The organism is Bacillus sp. AK128, from assembly GCF_053903075.1.
Window position 1 is genome coordinate 4,529,022 of sequence record NZ_CP096379.1, and the last position, 24,960, is coordinate 4,553,981.

23 protein-coding genes and 1 rRNA gene are annotated in these 24,960 nt (G+C 38.3%); 3 read left to right on the top strand and 21 right to left on the bottom strand.

Annotated features, from left to right (window positions below; translation table 11 throughout):
* Window positions 1-266: 266 nt before the first annotated feature.
* Both M1D60_RS22645 and M1D60_RS22650 read right to left on the bottom strand, forming a co-directional pair.
* Window positions 267-1,806 (bottom strand): 16S ribosomal RNA (locus M1D60_RS22645).
* Window positions 1,807-2,137: 331 nt separating this feature from the next.
* Window positions 2,138-2,365, bottom strand: coding sequence for a hypothetical protein (locus tag M1D60_RS22650; protein ID WP_456277039.1), 228 nt, complete (start codon window positions 2,363-2,365; stop codon window positions 2,138-2,140).
* Window positions 2,366-2,503: 138 nt separating this feature from the next.
* Here M1D60_RS22650 and pdaB point away from each other — a divergent pair, with 138 nt between their 5' ends.
* On the top strand, window positions 2,504-3,265 hold the full coding sequence (gene pdaB / locus M1D60_RS22655) for a polysaccharide deacetylase family sporulation protein PdaB (protein WP_456277040.1): 762 nt from the start codon (window positions 2,504-2,506) through the stop codon (window positions 3,263-3,265).
* Between the two features lie 122 nt (window positions 3,266-3,387).
* Here pdaB and M1D60_RS22660 read toward each other — a convergent pair whose 3' ends face one another.
* Complete coding sequence (locus tag M1D60_RS22660) at window positions 3,388-3,981, bottom strand: KinB-signaling pathway activation protein (RefSeq protein WP_456277041.1); 594 nt, start codon at window positions 3,979-3,981, stop codon at window positions 3,388-3,390.
* A gap of 138 nt (window positions 3,982-4,119) precedes the next feature.
* Between M1D60_RS22660 and gerD the strand changes: the two genes are divergently transcribed.
* Complete coding sequence (gerD, locus tag M1D60_RS22665; RefSeq protein WP_456277042.1) at window positions 4,120-4,722, top strand: spore germination lipoprotein GerD; 603 nt, start codon at window positions 4,120-4,122, stop codon at window positions 4,720-4,722.
* Between the two features lie 65 nt (window positions 4,723-4,787).
* On the opposite strand, the gene M1D60_RS22670 is transcribed toward gerD, so the two are convergent.
* The 12 genes from M1D60_RS22670 to M1D60_RS22725 all read right to left on the bottom strand — a co-directional run bounded on the left by M1D60_RS22670 (window position 4,788) and on the right by M1D60_RS22725 (window position 18,315).
* Entirely contained in the window at window positions 4,788-5,843 is a 1,056-nt protein-coding gene (locus M1D60_RS22670; RefSeq protein ID WP_456277043.1) for a P-loop NTPase, read from the bottom strand.
* A gap of 96 nt (window positions 5,844-5,939) precedes the next feature.
* Complete coding sequence (gene cwlD, locus M1D60_RS22675; protein WP_456277044.1) at window positions 5,940-6,656, bottom strand: N-acetylmuramoyl-L-alanine amidase CwlD; 717 nt, start codon at window positions 6,654-6,656, stop codon at window positions 5,940-5,942.
* 259 nt (window positions 6,657-6,915) lie between these two features.
* Window positions 6,916-7,356, bottom strand: coding sequence for a DUF2521 family protein (locus M1D60_RS22680; RefSeq protein ID WP_456277045.1), 441 nt, complete (start codon window positions 7,354-7,356; stop codon window positions 6,916-6,918).
* A 198-nt stretch (window positions 7,357-7,554) separates the two neighbouring features.
* Window positions 7,555-9,471 (bottom strand): heavy metal translocating P-type ATPase, encoded by a 1,917-nt coding sequence (locus M1D60_RS22685; protein WP_456277046.1) that lies wholly within the window; start codon window positions 9,469-9,471, stop codon window positions 7,555-7,557.
* A 366-nt stretch (window positions 9,472-9,837) separates the two neighbouring features.
* Window positions 9,838-10,641: a carbohydrate ABC transporter permease gene (locus M1D60_RS22690; RefSeq protein ID WP_456277047.1), complete on the bottom strand. Its 804-nt coding sequence runs from the start codon at window positions 10,639-10,641 to the stop codon at window positions 9,838-9,840.
* A 12-nt stretch (window positions 10,642-10,653) separates the two neighbouring features.
* Window positions 10,654-11,547: a carbohydrate ABC transporter permease gene (locus tag M1D60_RS22695; RefSeq protein ID WP_456277048.1), complete on the bottom strand. Its 894-nt coding sequence runs from the start codon at window positions 11,545-11,547 to the stop codon at window positions 10,654-10,656.
* A gap of 34 nt (window positions 11,548-11,581) precedes the next feature.
* Entirely contained in the window at window positions 11,582-12,913 is a 1,332-nt protein-coding gene (locus tag M1D60_RS22700; protein ID WP_456277049.1) for an extracellular solute-binding protein, read from the bottom strand.
* Between the two features lie 26 nt (window positions 12,914-12,939).
* Window positions 12,940-13,770, bottom strand: coding sequence for an HAD-IIA family hydrolase (locus M1D60_RS22705; protein WP_456277050.1), 831 nt, complete (start codon window positions 13,768-13,770; stop codon window positions 12,940-12,942).
* A gap of 16 nt (window positions 13,771-13,786) precedes the next feature.
* The gene (locus tag M1D60_RS22710; RefSeq protein ID WP_456277051.1) at window positions 13,787-15,124 is read right to left on the bottom strand and encodes an alkaline phosphatase family protein; all 1,338 of its coding nucleotides are present in this window, start codon (window positions 15,122-15,124) and stop codon (window positions 13,787-13,789) included.
* Window positions 15,125-15,356: 232 nt separating this feature from the next.
* Window positions 15,357-15,941, bottom strand: coding sequence for a glycerol-3-phosphate responsive antiterminator (locus M1D60_RS22715; RefSeq protein ID WP_456277052.1), 585 nt, complete (start codon window positions 15,939-15,941; stop codon window positions 15,357-15,359).
* Window positions 15,942-16,125: 184 nt separating this feature from the next.
* A complete protein-coding gene (locus M1D60_RS22720) occupies window positions 16,126-16,914 on the bottom strand; it encodes a sugar phosphate isomerase/epimerase family protein (protein WP_456277053.1) in 789 nt (262 codons plus the stop codon).
* A gap of 33 nt (window positions 16,915-16,947) precedes the next feature.
* On the bottom strand, window positions 16,948-18,315 hold the full coding sequence (locus M1D60_RS22725) for an ABC transporter substrate-binding protein (protein ID WP_456277054.1): 1,368 nt from the start codon (window positions 18,313-18,315) through the stop codon (window positions 16,948-16,950).
* A 165-nt stretch (window positions 18,316-18,480) separates the two neighbouring features.
* Here M1D60_RS22725 and M1D60_RS22730 point away from each other — a divergent pair, with 165 nt between their 5' ends.
* Window positions 18,481-19,917 carry a DDE-type integrase/transposase/recombinase gene (locus M1D60_RS22730; protein ID WP_456277055.1) on the top strand — a complete coding sequence of 479 codons (1,437 nt, stop codon included), beginning with the start codon at window positions 18,481-18,483 and terminating at the stop codon, window positions 19,915-19,917.
* A 790-nt stretch (window positions 19,918-20,707) separates the two neighbouring features.
* On the opposite strand, the gene rpsI is transcribed toward M1D60_RS22730, so the two are convergent.
* The 6 genes from rpsI to M1D60_RS22760 form a co-directional block, all read right to left on the bottom strand.
* Window positions 20,708-21,100 carry a 30S ribosomal protein S9 gene (gene rpsI / locus M1D60_RS22735; protein WP_456277056.1) on the bottom strand — a complete coding sequence of 131 codons (393 nt, stop codon included), beginning with the start codon at window positions 21,098-21,100 and terminating at the stop codon, window positions 20,708-20,710.
* A gap of 18 nt (window positions 21,101-21,118) precedes the next feature.
* Window positions 21,119-21,556 carry a 50S ribosomal protein L13 gene (gene rplM, locus M1D60_RS22740; RefSeq protein ID WP_456277057.1) on the bottom strand — a complete coding sequence of 146 codons (438 nt, stop codon included), beginning with the start codon at window positions 21,554-21,556 and terminating at the stop codon, window positions 21,119-21,121.
* A gap of 162 nt (window positions 21,557-21,718) precedes the next feature.
* Window positions 21,719-22,462, bottom strand: coding sequence for a tRNA pseudouridine(38-40) synthase TruA (gene truA, locus M1D60_RS22745; protein ID WP_456277058.1), 744 nt, complete (start codon window positions 22,460-22,462; stop codon window positions 21,719-21,721).
* Window positions 22,463-22,466: 4 nt separating this feature from the next.
* Window positions 22,467-23,267, bottom strand: a complete 801-nt coding sequence (locus tag M1D60_RS22750) for an energy-coupling factor transporter transmembrane component T family protein (protein ID WP_456279524.1) — start codon at window positions 23,265-23,267, stop codon at window positions 22,467-22,469.
* A gap of 2 nt (window positions 23,268-23,269) precedes the next feature.
* Entirely contained in the window at window positions 23,270-24,139 is an 870-nt protein-coding gene (locus M1D60_RS22755; RefSeq protein ID WP_456277059.1) for an energy-coupling factor ABC transporter ATP-binding protein, read from the bottom strand.
* Window positions 24,130-24,957 carry an energy-coupling factor ABC transporter ATP-binding protein gene (locus M1D60_RS22760; RefSeq protein ID WP_456277060.1) on the bottom strand — a complete coding sequence of 276 codons (828 nt, stop codon included), beginning with the start codon at window positions 24,955-24,957 and terminating at the stop codon, window positions 24,130-24,132. The genes M1D60_RS22755 and M1D60_RS22760 overlap by 10 nt, the downstream gene beginning before the upstream one ends.
* Between the last annotated feature and the right edge of the window lie 3 nt (window positions 24,958-24,960).

Genomic DNA, 24,960 nt, shown 5'->3' on the forward strand with positions numbered 1-24,960 from the left:
TACATACAAATTATTATCTAGTTTTCAAGGAACATGGCTACTGACTTCAATCACATCATGAATGAACTTCGTAGCATTACTTCATGCTGCCATGCGCTGAGGAATCAATCATCATTGATTAATCTTGCAGACGCAAGCGCAAGTTAAATAATGAGTTTTTGCGTTAGCAAAAAGTTTCATTATCTAACTGAGAGACAATTCTCTCAAAACTAAACAAAACGTTCAAGCGCTATTTTATGGAAACGAAAGTTTCCACTTATCCTTAGAAAGGAGGTGATCCAGCCGCACCTTCCGATACGGCTACCTTGTTACGACTTCACCCCAATCATCTGTCCCACCTTCGGCGGCTGGCCCCCTAAGGTTACCTCACCGACTTCGGGTGTTACAAACTCTCGTGGTGTGACGGGCGGTGTGTACAAGGCCCGGGAACGTATTCACCGCGGCATGCTGATCCGCGATTACTAGCGATTCCGGCTTCATGCAGGCGAGTTGCAGCCTGCAATCCGAACTGAGAATGGTTTTATGGGATTTGCTCAACCTCGCGGTTTTGCTGCCCTTTGTACCATCCATTGTAGCACGTGTGTAGCCCAGGTCATAAGGGGCATGATGATTTGACGTCATCCCCACCTTCCTCCGGTTTGTCACCGGCAGTCACCTTAGAGTGCCCAACTGAATGCTGGCAACTAAGATCAAGGGTTGCGCTCGTTGCGGGACTTAACCCAACATCTCACGACACGAGCTGACGACAACCATGCACCACCTGTCACCTTTGTCCCCGAAGGGAAATTCCTATCTCTAGGAAGGTCAAAGGGATGTCAAGACCTGGTAAGGTTCTTCGCGTTGCTTCGAATTAAACCACATGCTCCACCGCTTGTGCGGGCCCCCGTCAATTCCTTTGAGTTTCAGTCTTGCGACCGTACTCCCCAGGCGGAGTGCTTAATGCGTTAACTTCAGCACTAAAGGGCGGAAACCCTCTAACACTTAGCACTCATCGTTTACGGCGTGGACTACCAGGGTATCTAATCCTGTTTGCTCCCCACGCTTTCGCGCCTCAGCGTCAGTTACAGACCAGAAAGTCGCCTTCGCCACTGGTGTTCCTCCACATCTCTACGCATTTCACCGCTACACGTGGAATTCCACTTTCCTCTTCTGTACTCAAGTCCCCCAGTTTCCAATGACCCTCCACGGTTGAGCCGTGGGCTTTCACATCAGACTTAAAGGACCGCCTGCGCGCGCTTTACGCCCAATAATTCCGGACAACGCTTGCCACCTACGTATTACCGCGGCTGCTGGCACGTAGTTAGCCGTGGCTTTCTGGTTAGGTACCGTCAAGGTACCGCCCTATTCGAACGGTACTTGTTCTTCCCTAACAACAGAGCTTTACGACCCGAAGGCCTTCATCGCTCACGCGGCGTTGCTCCGTCAGACTTTCGTCCATTGCGGAAGATTCCCTACTGCTGCCTCCCGTAGGAGTCTGGGCCGTGTCTCAGTCCCAGTGTGGCCGATCACCCTCTCAGGTCGGCTACGCATCGTCGCCTTGGTGAGCCGTTACCTCACCAACTAGCTAATGCGCCGCGGGCCCATCTGTAAGTGATAGCTAAAAGCCATCTTTTATTCAGTCACCAGGAGGTGTCTGAAATTATCCGGTATTAGCTCCGGTTTCCCGAAGTTATCCCAGTCTTACAGGCAAGTTGCCCACGTGTTACTCACCCGTCCGCCGCTAATCTCCGAAGAGATTCGCTCGACTTGCATGTATTAGGCACGCCGCCAGCGTTCGTCCTGAGCCAGGATCAAACTCTCCAATAAAGTGTTTGATTGCTCATTACACCGGCAATCTACTGAGTTACTTCACGTTAGCGAAAATAACTAATAGTAGATTTTAATAATCTATTACTTTGCGTTGGTTATAAAACCAACACGCTTGACGTTTTGTTTAGTTTTCAAAGAACTTTTTTTATTTGAATCGCTCATAAGCGACTTTATTAATTTAACATATATCATCTCGTGATGTCAATAGGTAAGTTTAATTTATTTTTTCACCGGTTGGCCTCATTCCGAAGCGACAAAAAGTAATATACCATAATTAAATAGTAAGAGTCAACACTTCTTACAATAAAAATCAGTTTAGTCTTTTATTCTACTCATACTGCTTGATCTGCTTTGAACGAATATATTTTGAACAATCGTAAGGAGTAGCTATTCTTCTAAATAGTTTAAATAGAATTTGATATCTTTCTTCCATTGCTCTTTTTACTATATGATCAATTCTATGATCTTGAAAGTCATGCAAGATTTCATCCATTTCCCTTTTTAAAAGGTACTCTAGTTCCTTTTGTTCTATTTTATTTAACATAAAGCCTAACATATTTTCACCCTCTTAGTTAATTTAGTCTAGTTATTTCCATAACCCTGTTTTTTATGAAAGATTTCTTTTCTTTTGCTCATAATTCGTACAAGTTTGCATAAATATTTCTCAAGAGACTTGTACGAGGGAGGGTTTACTATGAATTTTTTCTTTATATTAAACGGAAAAAAGATTAAGCATTCATTAATTATCGTTATTGCGGCCTTTTTCACTGCAGGGATCCTATATATTGAGGGCTCCTTTAATGAACCTGTTTTCTCATCAAAAGAAGGTCCAAGAGCTATCTATAAAGGTGAAGGGAAAGATAAGAAGGTGGCTTTAACCTTCGATATTAGTTGGGGTGATGAACAAGCACTTCCAATCCTTGATTCTTTAAAGACTCACAATATAAAGGGAGTTACCTTTTTTCTATCAGCCGCATGGGCAGAAACCCATCCTGATGTAGTAAAGAGAATCATAGAAGATGGTCATGAAATTGGTAGTATGGGCTATCAATGGAAAAACTACACATCAATGGATGAGCAAAAGATTAAACGGGATATCTTGCAAGCCGAGGAAGTTTTCAAAACATTAGGGCTTAAAGAAATCACCCTGCTACGACCACCTAGTGGGAAATTTAACGAAAAAGTATTAAAGGTGGCAGATAATATTGGATATACGGTTGTCCATTGGAGTGTTAATTCTCAGGATTGGACCAATCCAGGTACAGAGGCAATCTTAAAGAATGTTAAAGAAATGAAGGCAGGAGACATTGTTCTTCTTCACGCATCGGACTCAGCGCAGCAAACAGAAAAAGTAATTCCTGAAATTGCGAAGCTGTTAAATCAAAAAGGCTATAAAAACTATTCAATTTCCGAACTTATTGATAATACAGAAGCTAAAACAACTGAAGTGAAATAGGTTTTTTAACGATAATAAAAATAACCTTCAATTACCAGTCTGAGGAAAGCGAGTGTACTGAACGAAAATTAATATCAACTTTAACAGCGCAATATAATAAAAAAAGCTGACATCAATAGATGTTAGCTTTTTTTAATTAGTCTATGAAGAATTAATAATTGATAGCTATTACAAATAAGTAGAGGTAGAAGCATTAAGCTTAGCCAGCTTTCTTCGTTAGCTCTTAAGGCCGGTACCCACTCAAGTGTTGTCACAACAATCATGAAAAATAGTGCAGGAATAAAAGCTTGGTTGTTGGTTTGCTTCGCCTTTACATAAGCTGTAAAAAGAGAAATGACAAATATAACAATTGGATATATAAAGAAACCAACTAAACGATCATGTTCCTCAGCAAACCACTGATAACGGAAATAAACTAAATCAAATAATACAAACGCAATAATTATTATTTGGACAGGCTTCCATAAGCTTTTAAAGATTCCTAATCCGAATCTATGGACGGTTAAGTACGCGAAAAATCCCATCTGACTTATCACACTGAATATAAAACCAACGCCGAGAAGCCAAAACGTAACGGATAAGATTTCTCCTATTTGTACATCTATAAATAACGATTGATATTCAGACCATCTAATCATAAATCCTAAAATTACAGTACTAATTCCTCCGACCAATAATGTAGATATAAATAATCGGACCCAATCACGGCTTTTCACATTACTTCCTCCATTCTTACTCCATTTATGATTTTACCAACGGTCTTTGGAAAATGCCAGTAAATCTCATCACTCTATGCATATTTTAACGAATTTTATTCATATTAAAAGTAGGATTATTTAGAAGGGAGCAATATCATGGGCTATCATAAGCTAATCCTCCTAATCTTTTGCTTGTTTACCCTAGCTGCGTGTACGGGTGGCGGAGAACAGGGTGGGGAACAAGCTAATTATGAAGAAATCAAGAAAATGGTTGTAGATATTCTAAAAACAGATGAGGGTAAGACTGCTATCCAAGAGGTAATGGCTGATGATAAAATGAAGCAAGCTCTTGTAATGGATCAAGCCATTGTAACCGAAACGATTCAACAGACCTTAACATCTGAGGAAGGCGCTTCTTTTTGGAAGAAGACCTTTGAAGATCCAAAGTTTGCAGAGACTTTTGCGAAGAGTATGCAAACAGAGCATGAAAAGATTATTAAAGGGTTAATGAAGGACCCGGACTATCAAAAAATGCTCCTTGAATTATTTCAAAATCCTGAAGCAGAGGAACAAGTCCTAACTGTTTTGAAAAGTGCGGAGTATCGCGCTCATCTTCAAACAGTAATAACCGAAACCTTTGAAAGCCCCTTATTTAAAACAAAACTCGTGGACGTTATTATAAAATCTGCTGAGCAACTCCAAGAAGAAGCTGCTAAGAAAAAAGAAGAAGAAGGCGGCGGTGGAGAAGGCGAAAGCTAATGATGAATTTTTCGGAATCCTAAAAGCAAAAGCGCCCCCTCTTTATCAGAGGGGGCGCTTTTAACTTATCTATGAATAAGATTAGTGATCTTTTCAGCAATTTCTAAATATATCTTACCTAATCGATGGTCTTCTGCATATACAGAAGGCGCAAAATCTTCATCGTTCCAGTCTGGCTGTTGGAGCGGAAGTTGGCCTAGTAGCTCAGTTTGAAGCTCATCTGCTAGCTTTTCCCCTCCACCTTTACCAAAGACATACTCTTTTTCACCAGTAACCTTACTTTCAAAATAAGACATATTTTCAATAACACCAAGCACCTCATGCTCAGTTCGAAGCGCCATTGCCCCTGCTCTTGCGGCAACAAACGCGGCAGTTGGATGAGGCGTAGTAACAATCACTTCTTTACAGGCAGGTAGCATTGTATGAATATCAAGAGCAACGTCTCCAGTACCAGGTGGTAAATCTAGTAATAAGTAATCAAGATCTCCCCACTCGACATCACCAAAGAAATTATGAAGCATCTTTCCAAGCATTGGTCCTCTCCATATAACCGGTGCATTATCCTCAACAAAGAACCCCATAGAAATAACTTTAACTCCAAATCGCTCCACTGGGATAATCATTTCACCTCTTACAACTGGACGCTTGGTGATTCCCATCATATCTGGAACACTAAACCCATATATATCCGCATCAATGATTCCCACTTTTTTACCAAGTCTGGCAAGTGCAACAGCCAAGTTAACAGAAACGGTAGACTTACCAACGCCTCCTTTACCACTAGCAATGGCAATAAAAGTCGTTTTACTACCAGGAGAGAGCAATGATTGGTTGGTCTGGCTTTCATTTGAGGCATGTTTAGCTAGCTCTTCCTCTGGTAAGTCGGTAAAACGCAACCCCACTGAATCTGCTCCTGCTCCTTTCAGGGCTTGTACAATTGTGCCTTGTAGCTGCATCTGTTCAGCAGTCCCCGTTTTAGCAATCGCAATTTTAACGCTTACATGTTGCTTATCTTCTTTAACCTTAATTTCTTGAATTCCATTTGTTTCTTCTAATGTCTTATGTAAAAAAGGATCCACCATCTTATTAAGAATGGACCTAACTCTTGCTTCAGTTAACATTTTGCCACTCCTTAGTACTCTTTTTTCGTTAGTATACCATAACTTAGGCATATTATCTGAGATCATGCCCTGTTTAGAGCAAAATAAATCCCCCTATTAAGGGAGATCCGGTTCATTCGTATAATATCGCAATATCCCATTATAAATAGAAGCTGCCATCTTCTCCTGATATTCTTCTGTTTTCAGAAGGTTTCTCTCATGCGGGTTTGATAAGAATCCAACCTCAACTAGCGCTCCTGGTATTTGAGCCTTTTTTAATAGATATATGCCGCTGATAGGTTTGGCAGATCGATTTGTATTTTCAAGATTACGCTTTATTTCGGTTTGAACAAAGGTAGCTAACCGTTTATTTTCTTCAAGTGATCCAAAATAAAAGGTTTGTGCACCTCTCCACTTCTCGGAGGGTATGGCATTAAGATGAATGGTAATAAAACTACTTGCGTCCGAGTTGTTAATAAACTCTACTCTCTTTTTTAAATCTTCTACTTTTCGATTACGAACTCCCTTTGTACTTTTATCTGCAAGGTCATTATGGTCCTCTCTTGTTAAGAGAACGATTGCCCCCTGCTCCTGAAGATAATCCTTTACCTTTTGCGCAATCGTGAGTGCAATATCACGCTCGAACACTTCACCACCATATGAAGCCCCACCATCAAGTCCACCATGACCAGGATCTAGGATAATAATCTCTCCACTAAGCGGAAGATTCCACGAGTTCCAAGAATCATTACTCGTTAATTGATTCTGTATAATAAGGATAAATGCAAGGATTCCAACGCCAATCCCTATAATTTTTGCTTTTTTCTTCCCCATCTTCCTTTGCTCCTCCCTGATTGTCCCTAGTAGTAAACTATATGGGACAAGAGGAGAAAATATGATTTAATGGGGCTGTTTTCGTATAGTTTGTTGCTTTGTGTAAAAATCCCAAAAACCGGATTTCCCCTTAGTATTAAGGTCTTACTATACATAAAGAGAGTTTCTCTTTTCTAATCTATACTCAATTTGCTTATATAACTGGTTGTTTAACCAAACTAAATGTCACAAAAGCAACAAAGTTTTAGAAAAGAGCCCACTAATGAAGACGAAGTTTATACCTCATGATTCCTTTATCAAAACCTTCCTGAATCCACCTTGAGACATATTGCTCACATGCTAAATATAAGGATTCACTGATAAAATCATTATCGCTAAGATTTCCCCAATACTGAAGGTAATCATATAAAGTATCAATTAAATATTTTTCCTCTGCATAGCATTTCCTTTTAATGGTATCAAAGGACTCTCCGTAATGCCCTACCCGTCCAAAGCTTGCACCAAGAAGGTAAGCTTCGATCGCAACATCCACACTACCATCTTCAATTGCTTGAGAAAATTTTGCATTCTTGAAGAAGGGTTGAAAAAAGCCATGTACTTCCTTCATCAGCTTTTCTAAACTTAGCTCTCTTAAAAGCTTTCGTTCAAACTTCACTTGTTTTTCTTTTCGTTTTTCTTTAAAAGATGTAATTACTGTCATAATAATCTGCACCCTTCCTTTACGACTGATTTAAAAGTAGAGATACTTTTATATTCGATTGAAGGTTTATACCCTTAGGATGCACGAAATAACGGAAGGCTTGAATGGCAATTTTATCACATACAACCAACTATAATTTTTTTATGAAAAACTTAATTACTTGTTGATTTTGAACGCGAATAAAAGATTATCTCTTATTTATGCCTTCAGCAATCGTAGACCATTTAAAATAACTAAGATTGTGCTTCCTTCATGACCTATAACACCGAATGGTAGATCAATTACTTGGAAGAAATTACTGAAAATTAATACAGCAATTACAGCAATTGAGAAACACACATTTTGCTTAATAATTCGATTCATCTTTTTTGATAAGTGTATGGTTTCTCTAATTTTAGATAAGTCATTTTTCATTAAAATAATATCGGCAGTTTCTAATGCTACATCTGTTCCTTCACCCATTGAAATTCCAATATTGGCTGTTGCTAGAGCAGGTGCATCATTTATTCCATCACCAGTCATAGCAATAGTGCCATACTTCTTTTGAAGCGTTTTTATATGCTTAACCTTGTCTTCTGGTAAGCAATCGGCAATATATTCATCAACCTGAGCAAGTTCAGCAATCGTATTGGCGGTCCGTTCATTATCACCGGTGATCATAACTGTATGAATTCCTTCTTGTTTAAGCTCTTGAATGGCCTGCTTAGTTGTGTCTCTCACAGAGTCAATTAGACCTAAGAAGCAAACAACCTCGTCATCCTTTTTGAGGTAGACAATTGTTTTCCCCTCAGAAGAAAGCCTTTCTCCTTTAACTAAAAGTTCCTCATCTGTATGGTCTTTATGGACATAGTCTAACTTTCCAATTTTCCATGTAGAACCATTAGCTAATCCTGTTATTCCTAGTCCTGGCGTCTCTTCAATATGAGTGATAGGAAGTCTTTTTGTTTCTTCACTTAAAAGATAACGAACAATCGATTGTGCGAGTGGATGATTAGATTTCTCCTCAACTGAGAGAATAATGGACTTAATCTCCTCTTGATCTACATCTTCTTTCATTACAAAATCAGTTACAACTGGCTTTCCCCTAGTTAGAGTACCTGTTTTATCAAGAGCAATGATTTTGGTATGTGATAGTCTCTCAAGGTGAACTCCACCTTTTATTAGGACACCCTTTCTTGCACTCTGAGAAATAGCAGATAATGTTGCTGGCATGATGGAAGCAACTAGGGCACAAGGTGAGGCAACAACCATCAGTACCATTGCTCTATAAAAGGACTCAGACCAACTCCAACCAAACAATAACACCGGTGCAAGCATCGTAAGTAATACAGCGAATAGAACTAGCTTCACATAAAGCCCTTCAAACCTTTCAATAAATAATTGAGATGGTGACTTTTCACTTTCAGCCTGCTGAACCAATTGAATAATCTTACTAAAAAGAGTGTCACTAGAAAGCTTGGATACTCTAACTTGAATCACTCCATTATGATTAACAGTTCCTGCAAATACTTCATCTTGGGCGATCTTTATTACAGGAAGCGACTCTCCAGTTATTGCTGATTGATCAACTGATGTTCTTCCATTGGTGATGATGCCGTCAGCCGGAATTCTCTCTCCTGCTTTTACTACAACTAGATCTCCTATTTGTAGAAGGCTAACTTTGACTTTTTGCTCATCCCCGTTAACTATGACAACCGCCTCTTCCGGCTGCAGGTTCATAAGTAATGATAGCTCTCGTTTACTCTTGTTCATCGTGTATGTCTCAAGTGCTCCGCTCAATGAAAAGATGAAAATGAGCAAGGCTCCCTCCATCCAGTATCCAATACAGGCAGAGCCTATTGCTGCAAAAATCATCAATAATTCTACATTTAATTCTCGGTCCTTTATTGAATCAATGATTCCTTCCTTAGCCTTTGCGAATCCACCAATGACAAAAGCTAGTAAGTAACATATAACTGAGGTTAGATGATCCTCATTTGCTGAGAGCCATCCTACGACAATAAAACCCCCACTTAGTAAAGCAGCAAATAATTCAAGATGCTTAATAATGAAGGATTCCTTTTCGTCTTGTGATTGATATAGCTCATTTCTACTAGCCTTAATATTTGCTTCCACTCTACTCTCCCTCACCCTCGTATAAGTTCATTATTCTGATCTATTAAAGAGATAAGACACCGCTCAAGGTAGTCATTTTCTAAGCTACTACATACTCTATAGCTATATTTTATGTAAGGGGAGAGTAAAGGGTCAACACTTATTTATAATAATTATAAAATAATACTAATTATAAATAATGATAATCATTCTTAATGGAATCCTAACTATAGATTAATAACGGTGACAGTTTCATTAAAGGAGGTAAACATTACATCTTAACTTCTAAAAAATACCGACGAATGGTTAACTTGCGATAAAGCCATTAGACAAACTATTGAACACAAAAAAAGACCCCTAACCCAAATGGTTAAGAGTCTTGAATGTTTATTTCATACCAGATTGCATAAAGCTATTTAAAAATTGACGTTGGAATAATAGGAAAGCAAGTAGTAATGGGGTAATGACTAACATCGTAGCTGCAGTTGTTTCTGCAAATTGAGTACCTGTTTCAAAGCTCGATGCGAACAAAGCTAACCCTACAGAAATCGGTCTACTTTCGATGGAATTCGTTACGATGAGTGGCCATAAAAAATTATTCCAATGGTGACTAACTGATACTAGCCCAAACGCTATAAACGTCGGTCTAGCTAAAGGAACATATACATGCCAAAGAATTTGAAAAAGGTTACACCCATCTAATCTGGCTGCTTCCTCCAACTCTGCAGGTACTTGTTTAAAGGTTTGTCTTAATAGAAAGATACCAAACGCCGAGGTAAAGTATGGAATCATAATCGATAGTTTTTGATCGATTAGTCCCATTCCAGCCACTATTTTATAATTCGGAAAAATTAGTGCTTCAGCAGGAATCATAATTTGTACTAAGAATAAGATAAAGATAAAATTCTTCAGCTTAAAATTTAGTCTGGCAAATGCATAGGCGGCAAGAGTGGTAGTGATTAGTTGGACAATTAAGATCCCAAATACAATGAGCAGTGTATTCACATAATATTGAGTAAAAGGCGCTTTATTCCAAGCATTAATATAATTTTCTAAAGTAAAGGTAGTACCCCAAAAATTTCCTGAAAGAATTTGATCCTTTGGTCGAAAGGATGTATAAACGACCCAAACGAGTGGAATCACCCAAATAATTGCTAATACATACATTGAAATCTTACTGAGTTTATCCATGTTTACTACACCCTATCTATAATGAATTTTCTTTTCCATCCCAAAGAATTGAATGGAGGCTACGATTAATAAGATAAGTAAAAAGATAACCGTTAAAGTTGCAGCTCTTCCCTCATCCCAGAACTTAAAGGCTGTTTCATATATGTAATATAAAAGTAAGTTACTTGCATTGTTCGGACCACCCTGAGTCATCACAACGAGATGATCAACTAGCTTAAACGAGTGAGTAGAAGCGATGATAAATACAAATAATGTACTTGGCATTAGTAGCGGGAATGTAACTCTTCTAAATAACTGCCATGAAGAGGCTCCATCTATCTTAGCAGCTTCATATAATTCCTTAGAGATGTTTTGCAATCCCGCTAAATAGAAAATCATATAAAAACCTGCTTCTTTCCAAACTGCCATCACCATAGTTGCTCCTAAAACCGTTTCTTGACTACCTAACCAGTTAATTTGATTTAAATTTAGCCAGCCTAAAATCTGGCCAAGTAAACCATACTCAGGTGTATAAATGAATAGCCAAATATTTGCTATAGCAATTGCAGGTACAACTGTCGGGTAAAAAAACATCGTTTTTAACCATTGACTTCCCCTTAGGACATGATTGACGAAGACTGCCATCGCAAGAGCTAAAATCATACTAATTGGGACTGTCCCCAAAACAAAAATGATTGTATTTTTTGTCACCTTCCAAAACACTTCATCTTCCATTAGCTTTTGATAGTTTGACAACCCAACAAAAAACGGTTCAGGGACCCCTAAGTTTGATTGAAACAAGCTTAATATGACTGTTTGACCCATTGGATAAAAGGTAAACAAGACTAGGAAGATGAGAGCAGGAAGGAGAAGAGCATATGCCGTTACATTTTCTTTCAGTTGGCTGTTAAACATTCGCTTCTCCATCCTCTACATCCAATTTCTATATTTATTCTAGAGATTAATTAAATGGAACTAATAGCTCTGTTGCCATATCTTGAGCCTTTTTTAATGCTTCAGCAGGTGTTAGTTCACCAGTTAACACTGCTTGAATTTGATCTTGTAGAATTTTTTGTACTTCGCCGTTGTTATGTGTTGAGATCGAAGCAGAAGCATATTCTAGTTGATCACGCGCTATGGCTGCTTGAGGGAATTCCTCTAAATAGGTTTTCATTGTATCTACCTCATAGGCAGACTTTCTTGTTGCGATATATCCGGTATCGATACTCCACTGAGCTGTAATCTCTGGCTTTGTTACATATTGAATAAATTCAATTGCTGCTTGTTGTTTTTCTTCTCCCATACCCTTAAACATAAATAGGTTTCCACCACCAACCGGAGTCCCATGACCCTTCTTACCAGCTGGTAAATATGCAGTACCAAATTCAAAGGTAGCATTGTCACGAATATTAGCAAGATTACCTGTTGTATGAATCATCATGGCTGTTTTTCCTTCTAGGAAATCAGAAGGTGTTGTAGCCCAATCAACTAGACCTTCTGGCATTACCTTGTGCTTTTTACTAAGGTCTAGCCAAAGCTGTAATGCCTCAACATTTTCAGGTGTGTCAAAATACACTTCTGTTCCATCTGTGTTCATGAGATTTTTTCCATTTTGTAAGGCAAAACCTTGGAATAACCAAGCACCATAACCAGTTGCAGGAACCTCAATTCCCCATTGACCATCTTTCGTTAAAGCTTTTGAATACTCAATTACTTCATCCCAGTTTTGTGGTGCTTTTTCTGGATCTAATCCCGCTTCTTTAAATGCATCCTTATTGTAGTATAGAATTTGTGTGCTTCTAGCAAAAGGGATACTCCAAAGCTTATCGTTCGCAAGTCCATTTTCTAAAAATCCGTAGTAGAAATCATCAATATACTCTTGCTCAACCTTATCATCAAAGCTTTCAATCATATCCATATCAAGTAAAGTAAATAAATCCGTTGAGGAAAGTACCGCTAGATCAGGCGGAGTTCCTCCTTTGAACGCGGTTTGTGCTTTAACCATCGTATCAGCGTAACTACCTGTATAAACTGGCTTTACTGTAATATGCGGATTTTCCTTGTTGAAGTCTGTGGCCATTTTATCAATTAATTCCGTGATCGGACCGCCAACTGCTACCGGATAGTACATTGTTAATTCCACTGGTTCTTTCGTTTCTTCTTCTTTCTCAGTAGTAGTTTGATTTGACCCATTGCTATTGCTCGTTTCCGTTTTCGTACTTACAGTAGAGTTACACGCAACTAAAGCAAAAGACATTAAAACCAATAGAAAAATACTAAATAGTTTTTTCATTTTACACTCTCCCTTTTTAGTGAATATTACAGAATGTTCATTTCCGTTTTATATAAATTTAATAAATCACTTATATCATGAGCTGTCAGACTCGGACTGAAATCCACTGAATTTTCCTTGAAGAGATCCACCTGATTTCCTTTTAACCAAATCGTATGAAGACCCGCTTTATATCCTCCTAAAATATCTGTGTGAGGATTATCCCCAATCATTAAGCATTCATGAGGCTGATAGTTTAACTTATCTAAAGCAAATTTAAAGATATATGGCTCAGGCTTTCCAACAGATTTTATCTTTTTCCTCGTGATTGCCTCAATTGCTGCAACAAGCGAACCTGTCTCTGGAACAAGCTCATGTTTTCCACCCAAATGATATTCATCTGGATTTGTACTGATGGGCTTTGCACCTTTTGTAATTTCATTTACGGTATACTGTAAGGTCATATAATGAAAAGTGGTATCTCTTCCAATCACCATATAATCGGCTCTTTCAGATTGTTCTAAATCTAATACTTGATGCCCTTGCTTTCTCAATGTTTCTTTTAATGAATGACTACCAGCAACCTTTACTTTCACAGACCCATATCGTGCATAAAGATAAAGTCCTACACATTCTGTTGCTGTCACAACTTCATTAGCCTCCACAGATAAACCCATAGATTTTAATTTTGCAGAAACCTCATAAGCCGTTTCAGTAGAGTTATTTGTCACAAATAAAATATCTTTTTGATCTTCTTTAAGTTGTCTCAGCAGCTCAAGTGAACCAGGAGCAGGTAAGTTGCCAAAATAAATACAACCATCTAGGTCGAATAAATATGCTTTAGATTTATGTAAAAGAGAGTGATGTGTTGTTGTCATAAATGTATAAACTCCCTTACATACTCAGCGTATCTTGCTTTATAAAAATTTCATTTAGGATTTTACCATCGACATCACTAAGCTCTTCTTCAAAAATCCTCGCAATGGTAGGAGCTACATCCACTACCTTTACTTCTTCGATCTGCTTCCCTTTTTGAATGCCTTTACCGCTTGCGACGAACACTGCCTTCAGCTCTTCTCTTGTTGGCAAAAATCCATGCATGCCTCGAAATTTCGTTCTATTCTCGATTACCTGTTCACCAGTATGGTCAAAGTGAACAAAGCAATTTATTTCTGATTCAAAGATTAAATCTGGGCAATGAGCCTCAACTTCACCTACTCCAGGAAGTCCTAATGAAGGAAATTGATCCTTCTCAAATATTTCCCCTACACCTTCTGTTACTTTTAAAAGATTTAATACTTCCTTATAAAGTTGTTTCTTTTTAATTGGATCTTCCTCTAGTACATAGACAAATCCAGATCCACCATTAGATACCGCCATAACCTTGCTCTCCTGTGGCTTTTCATCATTAAACCAGCCTGCTTGTTTAAATAGTCGATTGGGGTATAAGGTTCGAATCGTGTCTATAAATCCATGATCAGAAACCACGAACATAGTAGTGTCTTCATAAAGCCCCGCTGACTTTAGTTGAGTAATAATCTTACCAATCTGTTCATCAATATATTCTAGAGACCAATAGACTTCTTGTGAACGAGTTCCATAATCATGCTGATAGCTATCAGGAAGTAAAAAGTGCAACATCAGAAGATCAGGCCGCTTATTTTCAATAAGATAGTTAGCGATTTCTGTTGTTAAGTAATCCTGCATTTGTCCTCTTGCATGATCTGTACTCCATTCACCATAAGCGTCTACTGGAAAACCTTTCTCTTTTAATTCCTTCCAAAAAGATGGAGTACTATATCTTTCAAAGAGCTCCTGATCATAAAATTCTGGTATATTATAATCAATGGATTGTGCACCTCTTGTGACTGGCCAGCAGATGGAAGCTGTCTTCTTTCCTTTTGAATGAAGAATGTCATAAAGGGTATCACCTAAGACAATTTCATCTTTATCCCATGTACGGTCTCCAAAATGCTCTCCTACTTTTTTGTTTTTTCGATCAATGACCCAATTCCCTAATACTCCGTGATGTCTAGGATATTTACCGGTTATCATGCTCGTGTGAATGGCCCACGTTGCAGTCGGAAATACACTCTCCATACTTTTCGCTGATGTACCTTCACTTATTAACTGACGAAGATTTGGCATTTTGACATTTGGATCTGTTAGATAGTAATTTGCCATGCCATCAATACTAATTAACACTACATATTGCTCTTCATTTACCCTCAATGTTCAGCCTCCTTTACAACATAAAAAAGAGAGAAAACCGTAACAATAGTTAGTTCGCCCATAACAAAGACGCCTACTATTGTTCAGAGTTTTTCTCTCATCACTTACTCTAAACTTATAGTTTATAAATATATAAAGTTAACTTCTTTTGCTTACTCTCTTACTATAAAATAGTATTGTTAATCTAATGTGAGAAGATTGTAAATAAATGGTTAACATTCTATTTGATCTATTAGAATACTTCACTAAAAGTCAAAGACCACAGATCACGATTACTAACTGATAATGCTGTCGCGCCTGCCTGAAGACTTTGGGTTACTTCTTCTTTTGAATGAATTAACCCGCTCCCTATGATCGGGATATTCTCAAACTGATCAGCAAACTCTTCAATTACCTTATGTAATAGACCTGGCATAATTTCAACTGCATCAGGTTCCACATTTTTGACCATTTTAATCCCATTCTCTACAGCTAAAGTATCAATTGCGAATAAATGAAGGACACTGAATAGATTCAATTTATTAGCTTCTTTGATTAAATGACTTTTGGGAGTTACAATCCCATCCGCGCCAACATAATCAGCAATAAAAGAAACCGCTTCTTTATCTGTACTTGATAATCCCCTTACTAGATCAACATGTACAAAGCTTCCTACCTTTGCTTCCTTACACAATGCCACCATTTCAATAATTTCAGTTATATTTCCTCCCATAAAGAAAATATTATCAACCTTACTGTTCAAAGCCTCCTCAAAATACTCCGGCTTCCTTAACGCTGCAATGATTGGTTTATTACCGATTAAGTGTAATAGTGACATGTAAACAGTCCTTTTTTGTCATTTTCTTTCATTTTAGTTTAACTAGTCATGATATTCTATTAAATATGCCAAGCTTTACAAACTCTTTACACTTGGTTGATCAAAAGCAGCACCCTCGTTTATATATTCAGAAGTTGTTAACATAAAAAGCTATCAACATGAATCTATTGATAGCTTTTTATGTTTAAACAGATATGTTATCTAACAGTAGGACTGCTTCAATTCCATCCTTGATTGATAGGGGTTCGAGTATTTTATATATACTCGTTAACTCCTTATCGAGAAGATGGTTTAATACAGAGGAGAGAGGTACCGTCCCATCTCCTATTCTATTATGCTCATCTTCTGTTCCATAATTGTCGCTGATATGAAGACCAAATAAATGGGCATGAATAGTTTCTAAACCTCTCATTACCTCGTTTTTACCCAGTAGATTAGCATGCCCCACGTCATACATGATTCCAACTTGACCATCGCCGAAATATGAGCACACCTTTAATAGTTCCTCTGTCTTTGTCCCCACTAAATTAGGCTTAGGTGGAACATTTTCAATGACTAGCCTTGTTGATGGAGGGATAAATGATTGAACCTCCTCAATAAACCGGATACTGTTTTCTAAGCCCTGGTCCACCTGTTCGTTCTCACCTAAGTGAAGTAATACATAAGGTGCATTCAGAAACTCTGCTAGCTTTAAGCAATCCTTAAACAGTTGAACAGACCTTTCGCGTACCTCTACCTGTTCACTTGCTGGATTGCAAAGTAGAAATGGAGCATGAATGGATAAAGTAACACCTTCTCGCTTCATTAAGCGTGACAGTTCATCTAGTTTTTCTGGCGACCAGGTTAAACATTCTAAGCCGTTTTCTTCACACATGATTTCAATTAATTTAAATCCTGCTTTAACGAGTTTTTGTATTCCCTCGAATAAAGGTATATCATAGACAGCAAACGTGGAAATTCCTAACTTATTCACTCTCGCTACCTCCTCGCTCGTGAACGAACTCACCTATTTTTTAAAAGGTGCTAACAATTCCTCTGCTTGCTCTTGCGCCTTCTTCAGTGCCTCTGCTGGTGTAGCAGTTCCTGTTACAACCGCTTGTAACTGATCATTAAATACCTTCGAGACTTGACCATTATTATGAGTAGATAGCTCTGCTTGGGCATATTTTAATTGATCTCTTGCCACTGCAGCTTGAGGGAAGCTTTCAACATACTCCTTCATAGCAGCTGTTTCATAAGCCGCTGGACTAACTGCAATATACCCTGTATCAATACTCCACTGTGCAGCTTGTTCAGGTTGTGTTGCCCACTTTATGAATTTCCATGCTGCTTCCTGCTTCTCTTTTTCTGTATCCTTAAATAAATAGAAGTTTCCTCCACCTGTTGGAGTACCGTGGTCTTTTCCGCCTGCAGGTAAATATGCAACACCGAAATCAAAGCTAGCATTAGTCTTTACGTTTGTTAAGTTACCCGTAGTATGATACATCATCGCTGTTTTACCTTCTAAGAAATTAGACGGAACCGTTGCCCAGTCAATTACTCCTTCAGGCATTACTTTATGTTTTTTAGCTAGATCTAGCCATAATTGTAGTGCTTCTACGTTTTCCTTTGTGTCAAAATACACTTCTTTTCCATCACTAGACATTAAATTCTTACCGTTTTGAAGTGCAAAAGCTTGGAATAACCAATACGGGAAGCCTGAAGTTGGAATCTCAACTCCATATTGAGTTGTTTGCCCATTTTCTACCTTTGTTAATTTTTTCGAGTACTCTACTAACTCTTCCCAGTTTTTCGGCGGTGAATTTGGATCTAAGCCAGCTTCCTTAAAGGCATCTTTATTATAATAAAGCACAATTGTACTTCTTTGGAATGGAATTCCCCATGTACTTCCTTCTGTTTGAGCATTTTCCATAAATCCAGGATAAAAACTATCTACATATTCCTCTCCACCATCTTGAGCAATATAATCATCTAATGAAATAATTGCATCCATATCTTTTAATGTGAAAAGCTCTGTCGATAAAAGTACTGCCAAATCAGGTGGTGTTTTTGATTGTACGGCTGTTTGCGTTTTAACCATTGTATCTTGATAACTACCTGTATATACTGGCTTGACAATAATATCAGGATTTTCTTTATGAAAATCGGCTGCCATCTTTTCTACGATTTCTGTAAGAGGTCCTCCAACTGCAATCGGGTAATACATCGTAATCTCAAGTGGTTCCTTTTCTTTTTCCTTTACACTTTCTGTTGAATTATTTTCTGTAGTCGAAGAACCTGTTGAGGTTGACTCATTTGCTGTTTTCGTTGTAGAACATGCTACTAACAACATCATCGCCATAAAAACTAAGGCTATTGTTTTTACCGTTTTCATTATTCCACTCTCCTCTTTCACATCGTATTGTCAAAACTTTTATAAGAAATAGGTTATAGAATACTGTGATAGAGGGCTTTATAAGCAAAAAAATTGCCACCCCCTGAATTCTAAGGATAATTGAGGTTACGACACTCTCAACAACCTTAGAAAGGAAGCGACAATTTGTACCCTCAAATTATAACCTATTTATTAACTTTTATAAACTACCAAGAACAAATTATTCGAACATTACTAACCTTACTTATTGGAAAAAATATGTTTGATAAACCGACTGAACAGCCTATAAATAAACCTTATCGTAAACTCCAGGTTGATGATCTGCCGATCATTGAAATTCCAGAAAAACAAGATTATCAAGTTCTCCTCAGGGAATACGTAGAGAAAAATGGTAAACCCTTGAAACCTGTACGCAGGCATAAGAACACAAAGGTTACGGTACCAAAATCTACGATCTGTCCAAAGTGTGGTGCTCCATCTACTTACCTTTATACCAATAATGGAGATAAAGGGCAGTATCAGTGTAAGGTCTGTTCCTGTCTGTTCAGTGATAAAAACCGTTTTTCAAAAGAAGCCGTATTAAAGTGCCCGCATTGTTCCAAAAATCTTGAAAAGATCAAAGAAAGAAAAGACTTTCACGTGTTCAAATGCAAGAACGATGAGTGTCCGTATTATCAAAAAAAGTTAAACGCGATTTCATCTAAAGAGAGAAATCAATTTAAAAAACATCCTCAGGCATTTAAATTAAGATACATTTTCCGTCAGTTTCACATTGAATTTCAACCACTGTCGAAGGATTCTCCAAAGAGACCAAAGGTTGATTTATCTAGGCTTCATGCTTCGCCACATACATTAGGACTGATATTAACCTATCATGTCAACTATGGCCTTTCGGCCCGTAAAACAGCTGCCATTATGCAGGATGTTCATGGTGTGCTTATTTCACACCAGACCATATTGAACTACGAAAACAGCGTGTCATTAATGCTTAAGCCTTATGTGGATCATTATCCATATGAACTATCTGATCAATTCTGTGGTGATGAAACCTACATCAGAGTAAACGGCCGATGGCACTACCTTTTCTTTTTCTTTGACGCGGTGAAAAAGATCATCCTTTCCTATCCAGTGTCAGCAAACCGAGATACAACGTCTGCCATTCGTGCAATTGATGAAGTGTTGTTAAAAATGAAAGACATTCCTGAGAACCTTACATTCGTGGTAGATGGTAATCCCATCTATCTACTAGCACAACACTTTTTCGCTCAGCACGGAATCTCATTTGATGTCACACAAGTTATTGGGCTAACCAATGAGGATGAAGTATCAAAGGAGTTCCGACCATTGAAACAAATTATTGAGAGACTTAATCGCACTTTTAAGAGCAATTATCGATCTACTCACGGGTTTGGATCGGAACATGGATCAGTATCCTATGTCACCTTATTTGTGGCTTATTTTAACTTTCTAAGACCACATGCTTCTTTGGAAGGAAAGGTGCCAGTCGTTAATCCAGAACTATTAGGGCTTCCTAATATGCCTGCACGGTGGACAAAATTGATTGAGTTAGCACAACATTGGATTGTAGAACAGACTGCCTAACTTTTTGTTTAGCAGAGCCCTAATTCAGCAATCGGCGGAGCGAACTCTTGACAAACCGAACTTGCCAATGGTTTAAAATGGAAATAACCAAGGGCTATTTGGCTTGCCATCTTTTTGTCCCCTTCGCCCTTGTTAAACTACCATCAAACCATTGGCGTGTTTGTCAAGAGCGGTTGCGTGGCCCTCCATCCCAATAACTAGGAGAGGGTTTAAATCTTCAGGTAGTTTTCATAGAACTTTTGACACTACCTTTCACATTTCCTATAATATTTCGTGTTCAAAATCAGGATAACTTACATGTAGAACTTTTAAATTTCCCCCTCCTTATAGAAGTAAAAAAAACCCAGTGAACGTCCATACAAAAATAATCGTCAATGAAGTCAATGCTTCAACGATTGCATGGTCGCTCTCAAGGTTTTTCCACTCTTCTCTTACCTAGAGAAACATATTCATATTACAGAAGTTATCTTAACAGTCAATTATTGAGAGTTTATGATGTAAAGGTAAATATTTTGTGAAAATATTTACGATAAACTTGGTGAAAGGTTATTTATCCGAAGAACAAAAGGTGCAAGCGCCCCGTTTAGCCTCAGGCATAGTAAATGTTCTAAAGAGAAAAAATGTTGCTCTTTCCATTTTATTCTCTTCAGATTATTTAACCTCGAGGGGCTGGGCTCTGGAGCTAGATTGAAATGCACAGAGTTGAGTTACCTATAAATGATACATTTTATAATTTCCTAAGCTATAAAAAAACCCCCAACCATTTGGTTGAGAGTTTTGAAAGCGAAAATTAACGCTTTGAGAACTGAGGTGCACGACGAGCGCCTTTAAGACCGTATTTCTTACGTTCTTTCATACGAGCGTCACGAGTTAAGAATCCAGCGCGCTTTAATGTAGTACGGAATTCAGGGTCAGCTTGTAGTAAAGCACGAGAGATTCCGTGACGGATTGCTCCTGCTTGACCAGTGTAGCCTCCACCTTTAACACTTACAAGAACATCATAGCTTCCAAGTGTTTCTGTAGCTACAAGAGGTTGCTTAACAACTTCTCTTAAAGCTGGTAGTGGTAAATAGTTTTCAAATTCACGTTCATTGATTAATACACGACCGTTACCAGGAACTAAACGTACGCGAGCTACGGAGCTCTTACGACGTCCTGTACCGTAATATTGTACCTGAGCCAATATAATAACCTCCTTAGATTATCCGCGAAGTTCGTAAACTTCTGGTTTTTGTGCTTGATGTGGATGTTCGCTTCCTGCATAAACGAAAAGCTTCTTACCTTGTTGACGTCCTAGAGGACCTTTTGGAAGCATTCCTTTGATTGCAAGTTCTAACATTTGAACTGGATAGTTTGTACGCATTTCAAGAGCAGTTCTTGATTTTAAACCACCTGGATGCATGCTGTGACGGTAGTAGATCTTGTCAGTTAATTTCTTACCAGTTAATTCAATCTTATCAGCATTGATGATGATTACATTGTCACCAGTGTCGATATGTGGTGTAAACGTTGGCTTGTGCTTACCACGTAGAATAGATGCTACTTCTGTAGATAGACGACCAAGAGTCTTACCTTCAGCGTCCACTACGAACCATTTACGTTCAACTTCACTTGGCTTTGCCATATAAGTAGTACGCATATTTTTTCCCTCCATTACGAATCATTAAATAATATTAAATTTTTTAAAGCTATTTTTATTTCATCAAATAAGTTCCGGGGCTTATTTGTGGGTTTTAAAAATAGTACCATATGCAATAATATATCCTGCAGGAGCGAATGTCAAGAAAATGTTACACCAGGATTAGTTGTCATAATGAACTTTCCATAAATATAACCCATTTCCAGGTGCTGTTTTCCCTGCTTTCGTACGATCACGAACCTCTAATATAGAAATAATTTCCTCAGGCTTCCGATAGCCTTGACCTACCTCTAGTATAGTTCCTACCATAATTCTTACCATATTATATAAAAAGCCATTTCCAACAAATCGGAAAGTGAGCAAGTCATCAACTTCAAAAAACTCAATTTCATAGATGGTCCGCTTCTTATCCTCAACTTCTGTTTTCGCAGAACAAAAAGACGTGAAATCATGTGTACCAATCAGGTATTTAATGGCTTCCTTCATGGCAATATAATCTAATTGATATGGATAATGGTAATGATAGTGTCTCATAAATACATCTCTATCTTTTTTTAAGCTGACCTTATAACGATATTCCTTACTTTTCACGTCAAATCTAGCATGGAAGTCCTGAGGGACCCTTCGAACATGAGTCACTGAGATTTCTTCAGGAAGTAACGAATTAAAAGCCATCTTCCACTTATTTAATGGAATGCTTAAATGCGTGTCAAAGTGAATACTTTGTCCAATTGAATGGACATTTGCATCCGTTCTCCCTGATGCAATTACGCGGATATCTGTCCCTTTATGCATCTTTTTTAAAACTGTCTCTATTTCTGCCTGTACAGTTCGCTGATTGGGTTGAATTTGATAACCTGCAAATGCAGATCCATCATAAGTTATCAAACAATTTAGTCTTTGCATATCATCACCATGCTCGAATATATAATAAGATTGTTGTAATCACTACAGTACTTGATAGAAGAATGGTATCCGTAACTTTCCATTTTAACTCCCGAAGCTTTGTTCTTCCTTCTCCGCCTCGATATCCTCTTGCCTCCATAGCATTTGCTAGTTCATCTGCTCGCCTAAACGAGTTGATAAACAAAGGAACTAATAAAGGAATAATTGCTTTCACCCTTTCCTTCATGGGACCAGACGAAAATTCGACACCTCTAGCAGCCTGTGCTTTCATGATCTTCTCTGTCTCTTGCATTAAGGTCGGGATAAAACGCAGGGAAATAGACATCATTAAGGCTAGCTCATGAACGGGTAGCTTAAAGCGTTTAAATGGATGTAAAAGACTCTCCATTCCATCTGTTACCTCTATAGGCGTTGTAGTCAGCGTTAAGAGCGACGTCATTACAATAAGTAAAAAGAAACGGATTGAGATGAAGATACCTTGTCTTAGGCCTTCCTCATAGATACTAATCCATCCCCATTCAAAGAGTAATGGCCCTTCCTTTGTCATAAAGATATGTAGTAGAAACGTAAATAATATAATCCAAATGACAGGTTTTAAGCCCTTTAGAACAAACGCAAGGGGGATTTTTGTCAATTGATGAATTATCAGTGTATAAGCAATCAACAGGCCATAGCTGATAGCATTATTGGCTAGGAAGATAACTAAGACAAAAATAAAGATAAGTAAGAGCTTGGATCTCGGATCCATCCGATGGATAATGGAGTTAGTTGGAACATATTTTCCAATAATAATATTTTCCATCATGCTCATGATATGGTCTCCTTTGTTAAATGCCGATATAATGCCTCAGCCAGTTCGTCAATTGTTAAAAAACTTCCTTCAATCTTATGTCCAGTTAGCTTTTCAACCTCTTCAATAAATTGATAGGTTTTAGGAACATCCAAGCCCATTTGTGAAAGTGTTTCTCTTTTTGCAAATATTTCACTCGGTGCTCCTTCCATAAGGATTTTCCCCTGCTCCATGACGACAATTTTATCAGAGTATGCCGCAGCGTCCTCCATATTATGGGTGATCATGATGGTGGTCAGGCTTCTATCTCGATGAAGGGCTGCAAAAAGCTCCATCATTTCTTTTCGACCTCTTGGATCTAGACCAGCTGTTGGCTCATCTAATACTAAGACTTCTGGATTCATCGCAAGAACACCAGCAATAGCCACTCGTCTCATCTGCCCTCCACTTAAATCAAAAGGAGACCGCTCTAGATAGCTATCACGTAATCCAACGAGCTTTAATGCCTCTTTTGCTCTTACTCTTGCATGTTCCTCACTCAACCCGAAATTCATCGGACCAAAGCAAATATCTTTCTCTACCGTTTCCTCAAACAACTGATTTTCTGGAAACTGAAACACCATTCCAACTTTCTTACGTAAAGATTTTAGCTCTCGGTCCTTCTTTTTAGAAGTGATCGTATGTTGTCCAACCGTCACAGTACCTGAGGCTGGCTTAAGTAGTCCATTGAGATGTTGTATGATGGTAGACTTTCCAGACCCTGTATGACCAATTATCGTCATGAAGGTGCCGGGCATAATATCTAAATCAATGTCAGCTAGAGCAAGTCTTTCAAATGGTGTGTTGGCTTGATAAAGGTGTGTTAAATGACGGATAGTTATTTCCATAATTCACTAATCAATCCTTCTACTGAAAATGGAACTTCCTTTAAAGATATCCCTTTTTCCTTAAGCTTCTGACCAAGTTTGATTGGAAAGGGAACATCGAGACCGATCTCCTCTAATTCCCGGTCAAGCTTAAATATCTCCCTTGGGGGACCTTCAGCAAAGATGGATCCCTCGTTAAATACTATCATTCGATCTGCCTGCGCAGCTTCTTCGAGATCATGGGTAATGGAAACAACAGTTATATCTTTATCTTGCTTCAATTTATTAATGGTCTGAATAACTTCTAATCTACCTTGAGGATCTAGCATCGAGGTAGCCTCATCAAGCAATAGAATAGCTGGCTGGATAGCCAATATACTTGCAATTGCCACGCGTTGCTTCTGGCCACCAGATAGATGGTGTGGTTCTTGATCTAGAAAATCATTCATTTTTACAAGGGTTAAGCAATCTTCTATTCTTGTAATCATTTCCTCGCGTGGAACCCCTCTATTTTCTAAGCCAAAAGCCACATCATCCTTAACGGTTGTTCCCACAAACTGATTATCTGGATTCTGAAAAACCATTCCGACTTCCGCGCGGTAATCCCATATTGTCTCTTCTGTTAAGGGAGTTTCATTATAGAGTAGAATGGTACCATTTGTTGGAAGGAGTAGACCATTAAGTAGCTTAGCCATTGTAGACTTTCCTGAACCATTATGACCAACAATTGCGAGCCATTCACCTTGAAATACAGTAAAACTAACTTCTTTTAAAGCTTGGACGTCTTGATTTGGATATTGATAGGACAATTGTTTTACGGTAATAATTGGCTCCCCCATGTT